Raw genomic sequence first — 15,704 nt, 5'->3', positions numbered from 1 at the left:
GCCACTGGATCGCCACTCTCATGATCAAGCGCTTCATCATCGCTTTCATCCTTCTTGTGATTGTCGTCGGCGGACTGGTCGGCTTCAATATTTTCCGAGACCGGGCGATCGAGCAGTTCTTCGCAGACATGCCGACACCGGCGGTTACGGTCTCAACCACGGAGGTGAAATCGGGCGAATGGAGTCCCGTCATAGAGGCGATTGGCACGGTCAAGGCAGCCAGCGGCGTCGATCTGACCGTCGAGACGACCGGTATCGTCAAGGAGATCAACTTCGACGCCAACGAGCATGTCGGGCAGGGACAGATTCTTATCCAGATGGATGACGCAGTGGAACGGGCCGATCTTGAAGCGGCCCGGGCGCAGGCCAAGCTGGACCAGACCAATCTGGACCGCGCTCTTGAACTGCAATCCCGCGGCGTAGGCTCCAACGCATCGCTCGAAAGCGCAGCGGCGGCTGCGACGGCATCCAAGGCGCAGGTCGCAAAGCTCGAAGCCGTCCTCGACCAGAAGCAGTTGAAGGCTCCGTTTGACGGCGTGATCGGCCTGTCTCGCGTCGATGTAGGCCAGTATCTTTCCCCCGGCACGATCGTGGCCACGCTGCAGGATCTGGAGACCATGCGCGTCGATTTCACGATCCCGGAGCAGCATCTCGGCGAATTGAAAATCGGTCAGCCAGTCAGAATGGGGCTCAGCTCCGAAGATATGCCCTATGAAGGCGAGATCGTCGGCATCGATCCCAAGATCGACCCGACAACGCGGCTGATCTTCGTTCGCGCGCGTATCACCAATCCCGACGAACGCCTGAGCCCCGGCCAGTTCGCTCAGATTCGCGTCCAACTGCCGGCAGAGGATGATGTTCTCAGCCTGCCGCAGACCGCGCTCATCACGAGCCTCTATGGCGACTATGTCTATGTCGTGCGCGAGGCCGAGAATGACGGAGAGTCAGACGACGCCGGACAGGAAGCACAAACCAGCCAGGAAAATCCGGAGGGCGCAGCCCAGGAGCAGCCTGCGGAACAATCCGGCGAGCAGCAGCCGCAATATGTGGTCAAGCAGGTCTTTGTCGAATCCGGCCGCCGTCTCGACGGAATGGTAGAAATCGTGAAAGGGCTTTCGGCCGGCGACATGGTCGTAACGGCCGGACAGAATCGCCTGACCAGCGGAACCTCAGTCAAGATCGACAACTCTATCGACCCGACCCGGCTCGTACAGGAAGGAGCGGCAGAGCAATGAACTTTGGCCTCTTTGTCCGCCGGCCGGTTCTTTCGACGGTCCTCGGTCTGCTCATCCTGCTCCTCGGCTTCCAGGGGCTCTTCAATCTCGCCGTCCGGGAATATCCCGAGGTCGAGGAGACCGTGATTACGGTCACCACTACCTATCCCGGTGCAAGCCCTGAACTGATCCAGGGCTTTATCACCTCTCCCATAGCAGCGGCGGTTTCAACGACGGAAAACGTTGACTACGTCACCTCGCAAAGCCGTCCGTCGGTGAGCATCGTCACGGTTCAGATGCGTCTCGGCTCCGATCCGGACGTGGCGCTGACGGAGGTCATGTCCAAGGTGCAGCAGGTACGCAGCCAGCTGCCCGATGATTCCGAGGATCCGACCATCGTAAAGGGTACGGGCCAGCAGTTCGCGATCATGTATCTGGCGCTGCAGAACCCGAATATGAGCGCGGAGGAACTGACCGAATATATCGAACGTGTCATCCAGCCGCGCATGTCCACCATCGAGGGCGTCGCCGAAGTCCAGATCATGGGCGCCCAGACCTTCTCAATGCGGGTATGGGTCGATCCGATCCGGCTTGCCGCACGCGGCATCACGGCATCTGAAGTGCTCGCCGCCATCAATGCGTCGAATGTCCTTTCCGCGCCCGGCAAGACGAAGAACAAGCTCGTCACCTATCCGATAACGGTCGAATCGACGCTCCAGTCACCGGAAGCCTTCGGAGCGCTGCCGCTAAAGGCGGACGGAGACGAAGTCGTGCGCCTGCGCGACGTGGCACGCGTGGAACTCGCGGCCGAAAGCACGGATACGATCGTCAAGTTCAACGGTGAACCCGGAACCTTCATCGGCATCTTCCCCACACCTTCGGCCAACCCGCTCGATACGGCAGCAGCCGTCATCGAGGAACTGCCCCAGATCCGCACCACCCTGCCGGAAGGCATGACGATCACCAGCGTTTACGACGCCACCGAGGCCATCAGCGCATCGATTGAAGAAGTTTTCAAAACCATCGGCGAAGCGGTGGCTATCGTCGTGCTGGTCATCCTGCTCTTCCTGGGATCCTTCCGCTCGGTGCTGATGCCTATCATCACCATCCCGCTGTCGCTGATCGGCGTCTGCTTCTTTCTTTATACGATGGGCTATTCGATCAACCTGTTGTCGCTGCTCGCCATGGTGCTGGCGATCGGTCTCGTGGTCGATGATGCCATCGTGGTCGTGGAAAACATCCACCGGCATATCGAAGAGGGCCTGACACCGGCCCAGGCGGCGCTGACGGGCATGTCGGAGATCGCGTCTGCGGTTGTCGCGATGACCGTCACGCTTGCGGCCGTCTTCGCTCCCCTGGCCTTCACCGGCGGCCTTACCGGTTCGCTGTTCCGCGAATTTGCGCTCACCCTTGCCGGCGCGGTCGTCATTTCTGGTATCGTCGCACTGACGATAACGCCGATGATGTCGGCCCGCATCCTCAAGGCCGATATACATAGCCGCTTCCAGAGCTTCGTCGACCGGACCTTCGACAATGTCGCGGACCGCTACGAGCGGCTCGTGCAAGGTTCACTGAAATACCGCCCGGTGACGCTGATGATCGTCGTGGCGCTGGTGTCGCTGACGGGCTTCCTGTTCATGAAGACTTCGAGCGAACTCGCGCCCGAAGAGGACGTAGGCGCGCTTTTCGCGCTGATCACGGCTCCGCGCTATGCGACCAGCGAATATACCAGCACCTATGCCGACCAGATGCGCGAACTGACGGAAGACCTTCCAGAGCTGCGGGCCAATTTCTCGATTGTCGGCATGGAGCAGCAGACCAACAGCGGCTTTTCCGTCTGGGCCTTCAAGGATTGGGCCGAGCGCGAACGTTCCCAGAAAGAGATCCAGCAGGACATCCAGGGGCGGCTGTCGAATGTCGCAGGAGTCGAGGCGCTGGTTTTCGCGCCACCTTCCCTCCCCGGCGCTGGCGGCGGTCTGCCCATCTCGATCATTGTCCGCTCCACCGGCGAGGCGAGCCAGGTCTATGAGGTTGCCGAAGAGATCAAAAAGAAAGCCGAGGAATCCGGCCGCTTCATCGTCGTGCAGAATTCGCTTGCCTTCGACGCGCCCCAGGTCCGCGTCACCATCGACCGCGACCGCGCAGCCGCGCTGAACATTCCCATCCAGGATATCGGTGCAACGCTCAGCCTCCTGGTCGGCGGCGGCTCGATCGCGCAGTTCGACCGCGACTCGAACAGTTATGACATCATCATGCAGGTTCCGGAGGAGTATCGGAACAATCCGGAACGACTGGGAGATTTCTTCGTTCGCAGCGCGACGGAGGATATGGTGCCGCTGTCGGCGGTGGTGTCGATCTCGACAAATGCCTCCGCTGCCTCCATCGAGCAGTTCAATCAGTTGAATTCGGCGACGATCTCTGCTTTGCCCGTGCCTGGCGTGACCACCGGTCAAGGCCGGCAGCTCATCGTCGATATCGCACAGGAAGCCCTCCCCCAGGGTTTCTTCATCGACTATTCCGGCCAGTCGCGCCTGGAGGTGACCGAAGGCAACACGATCCTGATTGCCTTCATGCTCGCCGTGGTCGTGATCTACCTCGTGCTTGCGGCGCAGTTCGAAAGCTTCCGCGATCCACTCATCATCATGATGACGGTTCCCCTGTCGATCTTCGGCGCCGTCGTGCCGCTCAATATCGGCCTTGGCACGCTGAACATATACACGCAGGTCGGTCTGATAACCCTTGTCGGCCTCATTACGAAGCACGGAATCCTTCTGGTCGAATTCGCCAATCAGCAACGCGAGGAGCGCGGGCTTTCGCGCCGCGAGGCCATCGTGGCTTCGGCCAAGGTCCGTCTGCGGCCGATCCTGATGACAACCGCCGCCATGTCGCTTGGCGTCGTGCCGCTGATCATCGCCACTGGCGCCGGCGCGGCCGCGCGCTACTCCATGGGCCTGGTCATCTTCACCGGCATCCTGATCGGAACCATGTTCACGCTCTTTGTCGTGCCGATGTTCTATACCTTCATCTCGCGCAAGGAGATCGTGCACAGGGGCGTGCTGCCCGATGAGGTGGAAGGGCAAACGCAGACGACGTGAGACCGTATCTTCGCGTCTCATGTCGCGGGCGGCGATGCGCTGCCTTGTGAGGCACGATTCGGGGGGCAATTCAGGCTCTCTCCGCAAGCCTTGAAAAAACGCTCAAAAGATGCGGTTTTTCTTTCCATAAATTGCGCAAAACAAAGCCGGTTTGAAACGCAAATCGGCTTTGCCGGAATGTCTTGACCGCCCCCTGTTCTTCCTCTCGCAATTGCCTTTTTATGTCTCCATGAAATGCCGCGCGATAGATGCGAGGGAGGAATACATGGACGACAGGGCACCGCTTCGTTTCCATGTGCCGGAGCCGGAATTCAGGCCCGGCGACACACCAGATTTTTCAAATGTTCCAATTCCGAAAGCCGGTTCGGTGCGCCGCCCGGAGATCGATGCCGATCCGGAATCCATCCGCGACCTTGCCTTTTCCATCATTCGGGTTCTGAACCGGAAAGGAGAGGCCGTCGGCCCGTGGGCGGGATTTTTGACCGACGAGGAACTGTTGGAAGGCCTGCGGCATATGATGCTGCTGCGCACTTTCGACAAGCGCATGTTGACGGCTCAGCGGCAAGGCAAGACATCCTTCTACATGCAGCATATGGGCGAGGAAGCGGTGAGTTGCGCCTTTCGCAAGGCCCTCGAACCGGGCGACATGAATTTCCCCACCTACCGGCAAGCAGGCCTGCTGATCGCAGGCGGCTATCCGATGGTGGACATGATGAACCAGATCTATTCCAACGAGGCTGACCCGCTGAAGGGCCGGCAACTCCCGGTGATGTATTCGTCGAAGGAATACGGCTTCTTCTCCATATCGGGGAATCTCGGCACGCAATTCGTGCAAGCGGTCGGCTGGGCAATGGCCTCCGCCATCAAGAAGGATACGAGGATAGCTGTCGGCTGGATCGGCGACGGCTCAACAGCCGAATCCGATTTTCACGCAGCGCTTGTCTTCGCCTCAACATACAAAGCACCGGTCGTCCTCAACATCGTCAACAATCAATGGGCGATCTCTACCTTCCAGGGCATTGCGCGCGGCGGTTCCGGCACCTTTGCCGCGCGCGGGCTCGGCTTCGGCATTCCGGCGCTGCGTGTCGACGGCAACGACTATCTCGCGGTTCACGCGGTGGCAAAATGGGCAGTCGAGCGGGCGCGCAGGAATCTCGGGCCAACACTGATCGAGCATGTGACCTACCGCGTCGGCGCCCACTCCACCTCCGACGACCCCTCCGCCTATCGGCCCAAGACCGAATCCGATGCCTGGCCGCTCGGCGACCCCGTTCTGCGGCTCAAGAATCATCTGATCGTCCGTGGTGTATGGTCGGAAGAAAGGCACAGGCAGGCGGAAGCAGAGATAAACGACACGGTGATCTCTGCCCAAAAGGAAGCCGAACGGCACGGCACGCTGCATTCGGGCGGCAAACCGTCGGCGCGCGACATGTTCGAAGGCGTTTTCGAAACCATGCCGCCGCATCTGCGACGCCAGCGCCAGCAGGCGGGAGTGTAGCCATGCCGCGCATGAGCATGATCGAGGCCATTCGCGACGCGCTCGACGTCTCCATGGGCCGCGACGACAATGTCGTTATCTTCGGCGAGGATGTCGGCTATTTCGGCGGCGTCTTCCGCTGCACGCAGGGCCTGCAGCAGAAATACGGCAAGGAACGTGCCTTCGACACGCCGATCAGCGAGCTCGGCATCGTCGGCACCGCGATCGGCATGGCCGCCTATGGCCTGCGCCCCTGCGTCGAGGTGCAGTTCGCCGACTATGTCTATCCCGCCTATGACCAGATCGTCTCCGAGGCGGCGCGCCTGCGCTACCGTTCCAATGGTGGCTTCACCTGCCCGATCGTCATCCGCATGCCGACGGGCGGCGGCATTTTCGGCGGGCAGACGCACAGCCAGAGCCCAGAAGCCCTGTTCACCCATGTTTCCGGGCTGAAAACGGTGGTTCCGTCCAATCCGGTCGATGCGAAAGGGTTGCTGATCGCCTCCATCGAAGACCCTGACCCGGTGATCTTTCTCGAGCCCAAGCGACTCTATAACGGCCCGTTCGACGGCCATCACGAACGGCCAGTCACCGCATGGTCCAAGCATCCGCTGGGAGAAGTACCGGCCGGACATTATACGGTGCCGCTTGGCAAGGCCGCCGTCCGCCGCGAGGGCAGCGACGTCACCGTGCTTGCCTATGGAACCATGGTGCATGTTGCCGAAGCTGCTGCGGACGAGGTCGGCGTGGAAGCCGAGGTGATCGATCTGAGAACCCTCATCCCCTATGACCTAGAGACAATCACGGCATCGGTGAACAAGACCGGCCGCTGCGTCATCGTGCACGAAGCGACCCTTACGAGCGGCTTCGGCGCCGAGCTTGCGGCGCTGGTGCAGGAGCATTGCTTCTATCATCTGGAAGCCCCGATCGCACGTGTGACGGGATGGGACACACCATATCCTCACGCGCAGGAATGGGACTATTTCCCAGGGCCTGGCCGCGTCGGCCGGGCGATCCGCGAAGTGATGGAGGCCTGACATGGGCGAATATGCGATCAAGCTGCCCGATGTCGGCGAAGGTGTCGCCGAGGCCGAGCTTGTAGAATGGAACGTCAAGGTAGGCGATGTGGTGCGCGAGGATGATGTGCTCGCCGCCGTCATGACGGACAAGGCCACCGTGGAAATCCCCTCGCCCGTCGAAGGCACCATTGCATGGCTCGGCGCCGAAGTGGGCGAAACCGTTGCCGTCGGCACGACTATCGTGAAGGTCGATGTCCAGGGCGAAGGCAATGTGACAGGCTCCGCCGTCACTCCAGAGCCTAGGAAAGCGGAAAGCGATGAGGCCGCAGGGAAAGCCGAAGCTGCCGCCGAAGGCGAGGCTGCCGGGAAGCCTCAGAAGGAGGAACCGGCACGCCAGGAGCCGAACCGGCAAGCTCCTACCAGTTCCGCACCGGCCGTTCCGGCCGCCAGACCGACGCCGGGCACCGCCCCGGCCCGCCGCTTTTCAAGCGGCGTACCACGTCCGGAAGGCGAGAAGCCGCTGGCTTCGCCCGCCGTCCGGCTACGGGCGCGGGAAGCCGGAATCGACCTTCGTCGGGTGCCGGGATCCGGTCCGGCCGGGCGCATCACCCATGAGGATATTGACGCTTTCCTGAGAGAGGGCGACCGCCCGGCCGCAGGAAAGGGCCGGGTGGCGGATACCTCCGTGCAGGAGATCCGCGTCGTTGGACTGCGTCGCCGGATCTCCGAGCGTATGACCACGGCCAACCGCATCCCGCACATCACCTATGTCGAGGAGGTAGATGTCACGGCGCTGGAAGAATTGCGCGCCAAGCTCAATACCGGCAAGCGCGCCGATCAGCCGCGGCTGACCATGCTGCCGTTCCTGATGCTGGCTCTCGTGCGCGCCATCGCCGACCAGCCGCACCTCAACGCCCATTTCGATGACGAAGCCGGCATCATCCGCCAGCATGGCGGCGTCCATGTCGGCATGGCCGCGCAGACCGCCTCCGGCCTCGTCGTGCCGGTCGTGCGGCATGCCGAGGCACGCGATCTCTGGGATTGCGCCGCCGAGGTGAACAGATTGGCCGAAGCCGCGCGCGCCGGCACCGCCTCGCGCGACGAACTCACCGGCTCGACCATCACAATCACCTCGCTGGGCGCACTGGGTGGCGTGGTGACGACACCGATCATCAATTATCCGGAAGTGGCGATCGTAGGCGTCAACAAGATCATGACGCGGCCCGTCTGGGACGGCGGCACTTTCGTCCCGCGCAAGATGATGAACCTTTCCTCCAGCTTCGATCACCGCGTGATCGACGGCTGGGATGCTGCCGTCTTCGTCCAGCGCATCAAGGCGCTGATCGAGACGCCGGCGACAATCTTTATGGAGGGGTGAGGAGTGGTTTGCGAAGCGGATAAGAAGCCAGCGATTTGGCTTCTTAAACGACGAACGCCCGGAGCCATAGCGAAGGGCAGGATGCATCGGGAGTACTGAATAGAATGAAAGAAATCTCCTGCAAGCTGCTCGTCATCGGTGCTGGTCCCGGCGGCTATGTCTGCGCCATCCGCGCCGGCCAACTCGGCATCGACACGGTGATCGTGGAGGCTAACAAGCCGGGCGGCACCTGCCTGAATATCGGCTGCATACCCTCCAAGGCGCTGATCCATGCCGCCGACGAATTCGCCATGGCGGCGGAAATGGCAGCCGGCCACTCGCCCGTAGGCATTTCCGTCTCAAAGCCGGAAATCGACCTTGCCAAAACCGTCGCCTGGAAGAACCAGATCGTTGGACGGCTCAATCTCGGTGTCTCGGGCTTGTTGAAAAAGGCGCAGGTGAAATCCGTTCAGGGCACAGCCCGCTTTCGCGACGGCAGGACGGTCGAAGTCGACACGGAAACCGGCCCGCAGGTCATCCGTGCCGAAAATGTCGTCATTGCCACGGGTTCGGTACCGGTCGAACTGCCCGACCTGCCTTTCGGCGGCGATGTCATTTCCTCAACCGAAGCTCTGTCGCTGACCAAAGTGCCGGAAACGCTCGCAATCGTCGGCGGCGGCTATATCGGGCTCGAGCTCGGCACCGCCTTCGCCAAGCTCGGCTCACAGGTGACGGTGGTCGATGTCGCGCCGCGCATCTTGCCGCAATATGACGCCGAGCTGACGAAACCCGTCGCCGCGCGGCTGGAAGCGCTTGGCGTCACGGTAATGACGGAGACGAAGGTCAAGGGTCTGAAGAGCGGAACGGTGCTCGTGGAAGCCAACGGCGCCGAACAGCAGCTAAATGCGGAAAAAGTGCTGTTGACCGTCGGCCGCCGTCCTTTGACCTCCGGCTGGGGCCTTGACGAAATCGATCTCGATATGGACGGCCGCTTCATCCGCATAGATGAGAAGTGCCGCACCTCAATGCGAGGCGTCTATGCCATCGGAGACGTGACCGGCGAGCCGATGCTTGCCCATCGCGCCATGGCGCAAGGCGAAATGGTCGCCGAGATCGTCGCCGGCCACGATCGTGTCTTCGACAAAATGGCGATCCCGGCCATCTGCTTCACCGATCCCGAGATTGTCACCGTCGGCCTGTCGCCGGAAGAGGCGAAGAAGACGGGCCGTGAGTTGCGCATAGGCATCTTCCCCTTCAAGGCGAACGGCCGTGCCATGACCATTGCCGGCGAGGACGGTTTCGTGCGGGTTGTCGCACGTGCCGACAACAATCTCGTGCTCGGCATTCAGGCAGTCGGCCAAGGCATTTCCGAAATGGCCTCGGCCTTCTCGCTGACCCTGGAGATGGGCGCGCGGCTGGAGGACATCGCCGGCACAATCCATGCCCATCCGACGCAGGGCGAGGCCATCCAGGAAGCCGCGCTGAAGGCGCTCGGCCACGCGATCCATATCTGAGGCCACTGCCCGTCATCCCCGCCAGGCGGCACCGCCGCATAGAGCCGGGATCAGCGAATATTCACCTCGGTCACGGAATACTGGATAGCCGTCCGCCACCTTGTGGCGCCCGGCTTCCGGCATAGCGCACATTTTGGGGCCGTTCCGAGGGCAGCAAAAGCCGCCCTCGCCTCACAATTTCAGCGTCCGCAGCCTCAGCGCGTTGCCGATAACCGAAACGGAAGACAGGCTCATCGCCGCCGCTGCAAGCATCGGCGAAAGCAGCATCCCTAAGACCGGATAGAGCACGCCTGCGGCCACCGGTACGCCAAGCGCATTGTAGACGAAGGCGAAGAACAGGTTCTGCTTGATGTTCCGGATGGTAGCCTGCGCCAACACCCGCGCCCGCACGATCCCCGTCAGATCGCCCTTGACCAGGGTGATGCCGGCGCTTTCGACGGCAACGTCGGCGCCTGTGCCCATGGCAATGCCGACATCGGCGGCGGCAAGAGCCGGCGCATCGTTGACGCCATCGCCCGCCATGGCGATCTTCGCGCCCTTCGCCCGCAACGCGTCGACAAGGTTCTTTTTATCCTCCGGCAGCACGTCGGCGCGCACTTCATCAATGCCGAGCTTGGCGGCGACTGCCCTCGCGGTGCGCTCGCTGTCGCCGGTTGCCATGATGATCTTGAGGCCGGATTCGCGCAATGAACGGATCGCCTGAGCACTTGTCTGTTTAATCGGATCGGCAACGGCGACTATGCCGGCAAGCCTGCCGTCCACGGCGACGAACATCGCGGTCTTGCCCTCCTCGCGCACCCGGTCTGCATCGCTGTTCAACTGCCCGAGATCGAGCCCGAGTTCCTCCATCATGGCGGCATTGCCGAGCGCGACGTCGCGGCCGAACACTTTGCCTGTCACGCCCTTGCCGGTAACGGCGTCGAAATCCTCGGATTTCTCCACCTTGACACCACGCTCTCGCGCACCTTCCACGATCGCTTCGGCCAGCGGATGCTCCGAACCCTGCTCAAGGCTGGCCGCCAGCGAAAGCAGCTCGTTTTCGGAAATGTCGCCCTTGACGATGACATCCATCAGCTTCGGACGGCCTTCGGTCAGCGTACCGGTCTTGTCGACAATGAGAGTATCCACCTTGGCGAAGCGCTCCAGCGCCTCTGCATCCTTGATCAGCACGCCCGCCTGCGCACCGCGGCCGGTCGCCGTCATGATGGACATGGGCGTCGCCAGTCCCAGCGCACAGGGACATGCGATGATCAGCACCGAGACGGCCGACACGATGGCGAAGGTCATGCTCGGAGACGGCCCAAAGAGCACCCAGACGACGAAGGCGACGATCGCGACCAGCACGACGGTTGGCACGAAATAGAAAGAGACGCGGTCTGCCAATCCCTGGATCGGCGCACGCGAGCGCTGGGCCTTGGCGACCATTTCCACGATCTGCGACAGCACCGTCTCGGCGCCGACCTTCTCGGCGCGCATGACCAGCGAGCCATTCTTGTTGAGCGTGCCGCCTGTGAGCGCATCGCCCTTAGTCTTTTCTACAGGAACCGGCTCGCCGGTGATCATGGATTCGTCTACCGAGGAGCGGCCTTCCACCACCACGCCGTCCACCGGCACCGCATCGCCGGGACGTACGCGCAGATGGTCGCCGGCTTTCACTTCTTCCAGCGGAACATCGCATTCCGTGCCGTCCTCGGCTATGCGCCGCGCGATCTTCGGCGCCAGGTCGAGCAGCGCGCGGATAGCAGACCCCGTACGCTCGCGGGCGCGCAATTCCAGCACCTGCCCGAGAAAGACGAGCGCGACGATGACCGCTGCGGCCTCGAAATAGACCGGCACCGCGCTGCCATGTCCCCGGAACGAATGCGGAAAGATATACGGAAAGAATGTCGCAACCACACTGTAAAGATAGGCCGCGCCAACGCCGAGCGAGATCAGCGTCCACATATTGGGGCTGCGATTTACGATGGATTCATAGCCGCGATGGAAAAAGGGAAGCGCAGCCCACAGGACGACCGGCGTGGCAAGCGCGAGCTCAACCCATACGGCCAGCCCTTCGCCGATCCAGTCGCGAAACGGCAGGCCGATCATGGGCGCCATGGCAATGACGAAAAGCGGGGCCGCCAGAAACGCACTGACCCATAGCCGCCTGGTGAAGTCGATGAGTTCAGGGTTAGGCCCCTCCTCGCCCGTCGGCACGCCCATCGGCTCCAGCGCCATGCCGCAGATCGGGCAGGAACCGGGCCTGTCACGGATGATCTCCGGATGCATCGGGCAGGTATATTGGGTGCCCTTTGGCATGGGCTCAGGCGCAGGCTGTCCGGCCAGATATTTTTTCGGATTTGCCTCGAACTTCTGTCGGCAACCGGCTGAACAGAAATAGAAGCCTTGCCCTTCATGGCGGGTGAAGTGTTTTGCCGTCACGCGATCCACGCTCATGCCGCAGACAGGATCGGTGGCCGTCAAATACTTTTCCGGCTCCTTCATGAATTTGCCGCGGCAGGATTCGCTGCAAAAATGGTAGGTGTGGCCATCATGCTCAACGGTAGGCTTGCCAGCTTCAGGGTCAACGGTCATGCCGCATACCGGATCCCGAATCACAGGATCGGCGGTGCCGCCATGCTCGTGGCGGCAGCAATTTTGGTCATGCCCATGTTCTTGGCGAGCCTTTTCCATCGATCGACTCCGGTCTGCAGATTGCTCGTTTTGCCGCAGATAGGGCTTCCAGTCACTGGAAGGTCAAGCGCCGGAGAAAACTTCATTTGTGCCATCCAATGTGGAAATGGCGCTCCCGAGCCTGACTTGTGTTGCCGCTTCAAGAGCCTCGCGATGGATCCCCGGAATGCGCCTGCGCAAGCAGGCGCGCAAAGCTCATGGCAATGTGCGAGCGGCGAATATGGCCGACGGATTCGAGGTCGCCAAGTTCGACCGCAGCAACGATATCCGCCACTTCGCGGTGGAAGATCACAATCTCCTCATGCAGCATCTCCTTGTATTGGCTGAGACGCGAGGCCGTCTTCAGCCAGATGCGCGTCGTCTGGTAGTAGAGCCGTTCGCTGATGTCGCGCAGCGGTTCGTTGCCGGAGAGAGACGAAAGGAGATGGAAGAATTCCATATTGATGCGGGCGAATTCTTTTGCGTCCGGCTGAGCGACGAGCTTGTCGCAGCGCGCCAGTATCGACCGGAACGCAGCGAGCTTCTCCGCGTCCGGCGGTAGCGGACAGAGCTTGCCGATAAGTTCGGCAAGCTCCACGCGAAGCTGGTAGACCTGCTTCAACTCGTCGATATCGATATCGGTGACGATGGTGCCGACGCCATGGACGGAGCGCAGCAAGCCTTCATCCTCCAGCCGCGCAAGCACACGGCGGATGGGCGTGCGGCTGGTTTCGAACTCCTCCGCCAGATCCTCCTCGCGCAGCCGCATGCCGGGCGGATAGTCAAGCAGACAGATACGCATGCGCAGCGCGCCATAGATGCGGTCGAAGCGCTGGCGCGAATCCTCCTGCCTTCCGGCCGGTCCGCGTGTGCTTTTTCCGCCTGCTTCGCTCGCCATGATATCAGCAGGCCAGCTTTGCCCGCAGTCGCTCAAGCATTTCGAGACAGGAACGCAATTGGTCGATCGACACGAATTCATCAGCCTTGTGGGCCTGATCGATCGAGCCCGGACCGCAGACTACAGAGGAAATACCGGCCTGCTGGAAGAGTCCCGCCTCCGTGCCGAAGGCAACGGCTTCCGCGTCATCAGATCCAGTGAGTTCCGACACGATGCGGCGTGCTTCCGATTCCGTGACTGGCTCCAGCCCGACCACCTCGCCGATCACATGAGTGACGATGTCGGCATCGGCATGGACAGCCTTCATCGCCGGCTTCAACTCGTTCTCGACATAGGCGAAGATATCGGATTTCACATAGTCCGCATCGCTCGCCTGCACCGGTCGCATCTCCCAGTCCACGGTGCATTGGCCGGCAATTACATTATGGGCAACGCCGCCAGCTATGCGGCCTATCTGCAGCGTCGACCAGGGCGGCTGGAAACGGCTATTGGCCGGAGCCCGGGCCTTCAGATCTTCTGCCAGGGCCATCAGCCGCGAGACGTAGCGCACCGCATACTCCACTGCATTGACACCGCGATCGGGCACCGAGCCGTGCCCTTCGAGCCCACGGAATTCCGCAGTGTATTCGTAACAGCCCTTGTGCGCCTCGATGATGCGCATCGAGGTCGGCTCGCCGATGATGGCAACGGAGGGGCGAACGCCTGCATTGGCGATCTCGCCCATAAGGGCACGCGCGCCGAAGCAGCCGATCTCCTCGTCATAGGTAAAGGCAAAATGCACCGGCCGGCTGAGCTTCGCCTCGGCAAAATACGGTGCCATCGCCAGGGTGCAGGCAATGAAGCCCTTCATGTCGCAGGTGCCACGGCCATAGAGCCGGCCGTCCCGCTCGTCGAGCACGAAGGGATCGCTCGACCAATCCTGCCCCTCGACTGGCACGACGTCGCTATGCCCGGAAAGCACTATGCCGCCATCGCCCTCCCCGCCGAGCGTGGCGAAGAGGTTGGCCTTGCTGTCGGATGGATCGAGCGACATCGAAAGCTGGGCTCCTGCTCCGCTCAATATGTCGCCCGCATAAGCGATCAGCTCGAGATTGCTTTGGGTCGAAACGGTCGGAAAGGCGACGAGATCGGCAAGGATTTCCCGAGTCCGCCCAAGAAGTTCGGATGTACCCGGCACTTTCAATCAATCCTTCACGAACATCTTGCGCGGCTGGCTGCACAGGCATTCGGCAGGCCCGTCCTCGCGGATCAGGATGCTTTCGGTGATTTCCATGCCCCAGTCCTTCATCCACAAACCCGGCATGAAGTGGAATGTCATGCCCGCCTGCAGGATGGTGTCGTCATTGTCGCGGAAGGAGATCGTGCGCTCACCCCAGTCGGGTGGATAGGAAAGTCCGATCGGATAGCCGCAACGCGCCGAGCGCTCGATGCCCCACTTCTTCAGCTCCGCATGCAGCGCCCGTGACACGTCGCCGGCGCGATTTCCCGGTCGGGCGGCCTCGAGGCCGGCTTCGAGGCCGGCGATCAAGGCTTGTTCGGCATCGAGCAAATATTGCGGCGGCTTGCCGAGGAAGACCGTCCGGCAGAGCGGTGCGTGATAACGCCGATAGCAGCCGGAGATTTCAAAGAAGGTTGCTTCGCCCTTCTCGAAGGTCGTCCAGTTCCACGTCAGATGCGGCGCCGCCGCGTCCGATCCGCTCGGCAGAAGCGGGACGATAGCCGGATAGTCACCCCAATTGTCGTCGACTCCGCGCACCGCGTCGGCGTAGATCTCGGCGACCAGCTCGTTCTTCCTGACGCCCGGCTCAACGCGCTGAAGAATGCCGTCGATGATCTTGTCGGAGATGCGCGCCGCGCGCCGCATGAATGCGATCTCCTCATCGGACTTCACGCCCCGCTGCCAATTGACCAACGCGGTAGCATCCACCAGGGTCGCATTGGGCAATTCCTTCTGGAGCGTGAGAAACGCCTTGGCCGAGAAGTAATAATTGTCGAGTTCGAGACCGATACGCTTGTTCCCATAGCCCTTGCTGGCAAGGAACGCGGCAAGGTCCTCCATCGGGTGGCAATCGGGCGATTGCACGAAATGATCGGCATAGGAAACGGCGCGATCGTCATCCATCCAGCATGTACGGATGGCGCCGTTGGCATCCTGCGAACGGCCCCACCAGATCGGATCCTCATCGGGAAAGACGATGACGCCCTGATGGACGTAGAACGACCAGCCATCATAGCCCGTCAGCCAGGCCATATTGGAAGGGTCCTCGACGAAGAGAACGTCGATCCCCTTGTCTTCCATCGACTGACGAACCCTGGTGAGGCGTGCAGCATATTCCTGCGCGCTGAAAGGCAGCTGTGAGCCTGGCATATACCCTCCGAAGAAAGGCGCCTCGCGGGCGCCTGTAGAGCCGCCGGGTCTTCCGGCATGTATACATCTATTTGAAAATTTCGCGGACTGGAATGGGAACGTTGCTTTCC

10 protein-coding genes are annotated in these 15,704 nt (G+C 61.6%); 6 read left to right on the top strand and 4 right to left on the bottom strand.

Features of this window, described 5'->3' with window-relative positions:
- Nucleotides 1-20: 20 nt before the first annotated feature.
- The 6 genes from L598_RS01095 to lpdA all read left to right on the top strand — a co-directional run bounded on the left by L598_RS01095 (nt 21) and on the right by lpdA (nt 9,676).
- Entirely contained in the window at nt 21-1,235 is a 1,215-nt protein-coding gene (locus L598_RS01095) for an efflux RND transporter periplasmic adaptor subunit (protein WP_144859191.1), read from the top strand.
- Nucleotides 1,232-4,309, top strand: coding sequence for an efflux RND transporter permease subunit (locus L598_RS01090; RefSeq protein WP_144859189.1), 3,078 nt, complete (start codon nt 1,232-1,234; stop codon nt 4,307-4,309). Before L598_RS01095 ends, L598_RS01090 begins: the two co-directional genes overlap by 4 nt.
- A 265-nt stretch (nt 4,310-4,574) precedes the next feature.
- Nucleotides 4,575-5,807: a 3-methyl-2-oxobutanoate dehydrogenase (2-methylpropanoyl-transferring) subunit alpha gene (locus tag L598_RS01085; protein WP_144859187.1), complete on the top strand. Its 1,233-nt coding sequence runs from the start codon at nt 4,575-4,577 to the stop codon at nt 5,805-5,807.
- A gap of 2 nt (nt 5,808-5,809) precedes the next feature.
- The gene (locus L598_RS01080) at nt 5,810-6,823 is read left to right on the top strand and encodes an alpha-ketoacid dehydrogenase subunit beta (RefSeq protein ID WP_144859185.1); all 1,014 of its coding nucleotides are present in this window, start codon (nt 5,810-5,812) and stop codon (nt 6,821-6,823) included.
- Between the two features lies 1 nt (nt 6,824).
- Nucleotides 6,825-8,183, top strand: a complete 1,359-nt coding sequence (locus L598_RS01075) for a dihydrolipoamide acetyltransferase family protein (RefSeq protein ID WP_144859183.1) — start codon at nt 6,825-6,827, stop codon at nt 8,181-8,183.
- A gap of 104 nt (nt 8,184-8,287) precedes the next feature.
- Nucleotides 8,288-9,676, top strand: a complete 1,389-nt coding sequence (gene lpdA, locus L598_RS01070) for a dihydrolipoyl dehydrogenase (RefSeq protein WP_144859181.1) — start codon at nt 8,288-8,290, stop codon at nt 9,674-9,676.
- 171 nt (nt 9,677-9,847) lie between these two features.
- Here the strand turns inward: lpdA and L598_RS01065 are convergent, their stop codons facing one another.
- From L598_RS01065 to doeA, 4 genes are all read right to left on the bottom strand, one after another.
- Entirely contained in the window at nt 9,848-12,349 is a 2,502-nt protein-coding gene (locus L598_RS01065) for a heavy metal translocating P-type ATPase (protein WP_144859179.1), read from the bottom strand.
- A gap of 139 nt (nt 12,350-12,488) precedes the next feature.
- Complete coding sequence (locus L598_RS01060; RefSeq protein WP_144859177.1) at nt 12,489-13,226, bottom strand: GntR family transcriptional regulator; 738 nt, start codon at nt 13,224-13,226, stop codon at nt 12,489-12,491.
- A 4-nt stretch (nt 13,227-13,230) separates the two neighbouring features.
- Nucleotides 13,231-14,403: an acetylornithine deacetylase gene (gene argE, locus L598_RS01055; protein ID WP_144859175.1), complete on the bottom strand. Its 1,173-nt coding sequence runs from the start codon at nt 14,401-14,403 to the stop codon at nt 13,231-13,233.
- A gap of 6 nt (nt 14,404-14,409) precedes the next feature.
- Complete coding sequence (gene doeA, locus L598_RS01050) at nt 14,410-15,594, bottom strand: ectoine hydrolase DoeA (RefSeq protein WP_144859173.1); 1,185 nt, start codon at nt 15,592-15,594, stop codon at nt 14,410-14,412.
- Nucleotides 15,595-15,704: the final 110 nt, after the last annotated feature.

Source organism: Mesorhizobium sp. J18 (genome assembly GCF_007829525.1).
Taxonomy (GTDB): domain Bacteria; phylum Pseudomonadota; class Alphaproteobacteria; order Rhizobiales; family Rhizobiaceae; genus VLJP01.
This window is presented reverse-complemented; position numbering and strand designations above follow the sequence as displayed.

Excerpts from the sequence above, each read along its gene's own strand:
- lpdA (WP_144859181.1), top strand. The coding sequence starts at position 8,288 with ATGAAAGAAATCTCCTGCAAGCTGCTCGTCATCGGTGCTGGTCCCGGC.
- L598_RS01095 (WP_144859191.1), top strand. The coding sequence starts at position 21 with ATGATCAAGCGCTTCATCATCGCTTTCATCCTTCTTGTGATTGTCGTC.
- L598_RS01080 (WP_144859185.1), top strand. The coding sequence starts at position 5,810 with ATGCCGCGCATGAGCATGATCGAGGCCATTCGCGACGCGCTCGACGTC.
- L598_RS01090 (WP_144859189.1), top strand. The coding sequence starts at position 1,232 with ATGAACTTTGGCCTCTTTGTCCGCCGGCCGGTTCTTTCGACGGTCCTC.
- L598_RS01075 (WP_144859183.1), top strand. The coding sequence starts at position 6,825 with ATGGGCGAATATGCGATCAAGCTGCCCGATGTCGGCGAAGGTGTCGCC.
- L598_RS01060 (WP_144859177.1), bottom strand. The coding sequence starts at position 13,226 with ATGGCGAGCGAAGCAGGCGGAAAAAGCACACGCGGACCGGCCGGAAGG.
- L598_RS01065 (WP_144859179.1), bottom strand. The coding sequence starts at position 12,349 with ATGGAAAAGGCTCGCCAAGAACATGGGCATGACCAAAATTGCTGCCGC.
- doeA (WP_144859173.1), bottom strand. The coding sequence starts at position 15,594 with ATGCCAGGCTCACAGCTGCCTTTCAGCGCGCAGGAATATGCTGCACGC.
- L598_RS01085 (WP_144859187.1), top strand. The coding sequence starts at position 4,575 with ATGGACGACAGGGCACCGCTTCGTTTCCATGTGCCGGAGCCGGAATTC.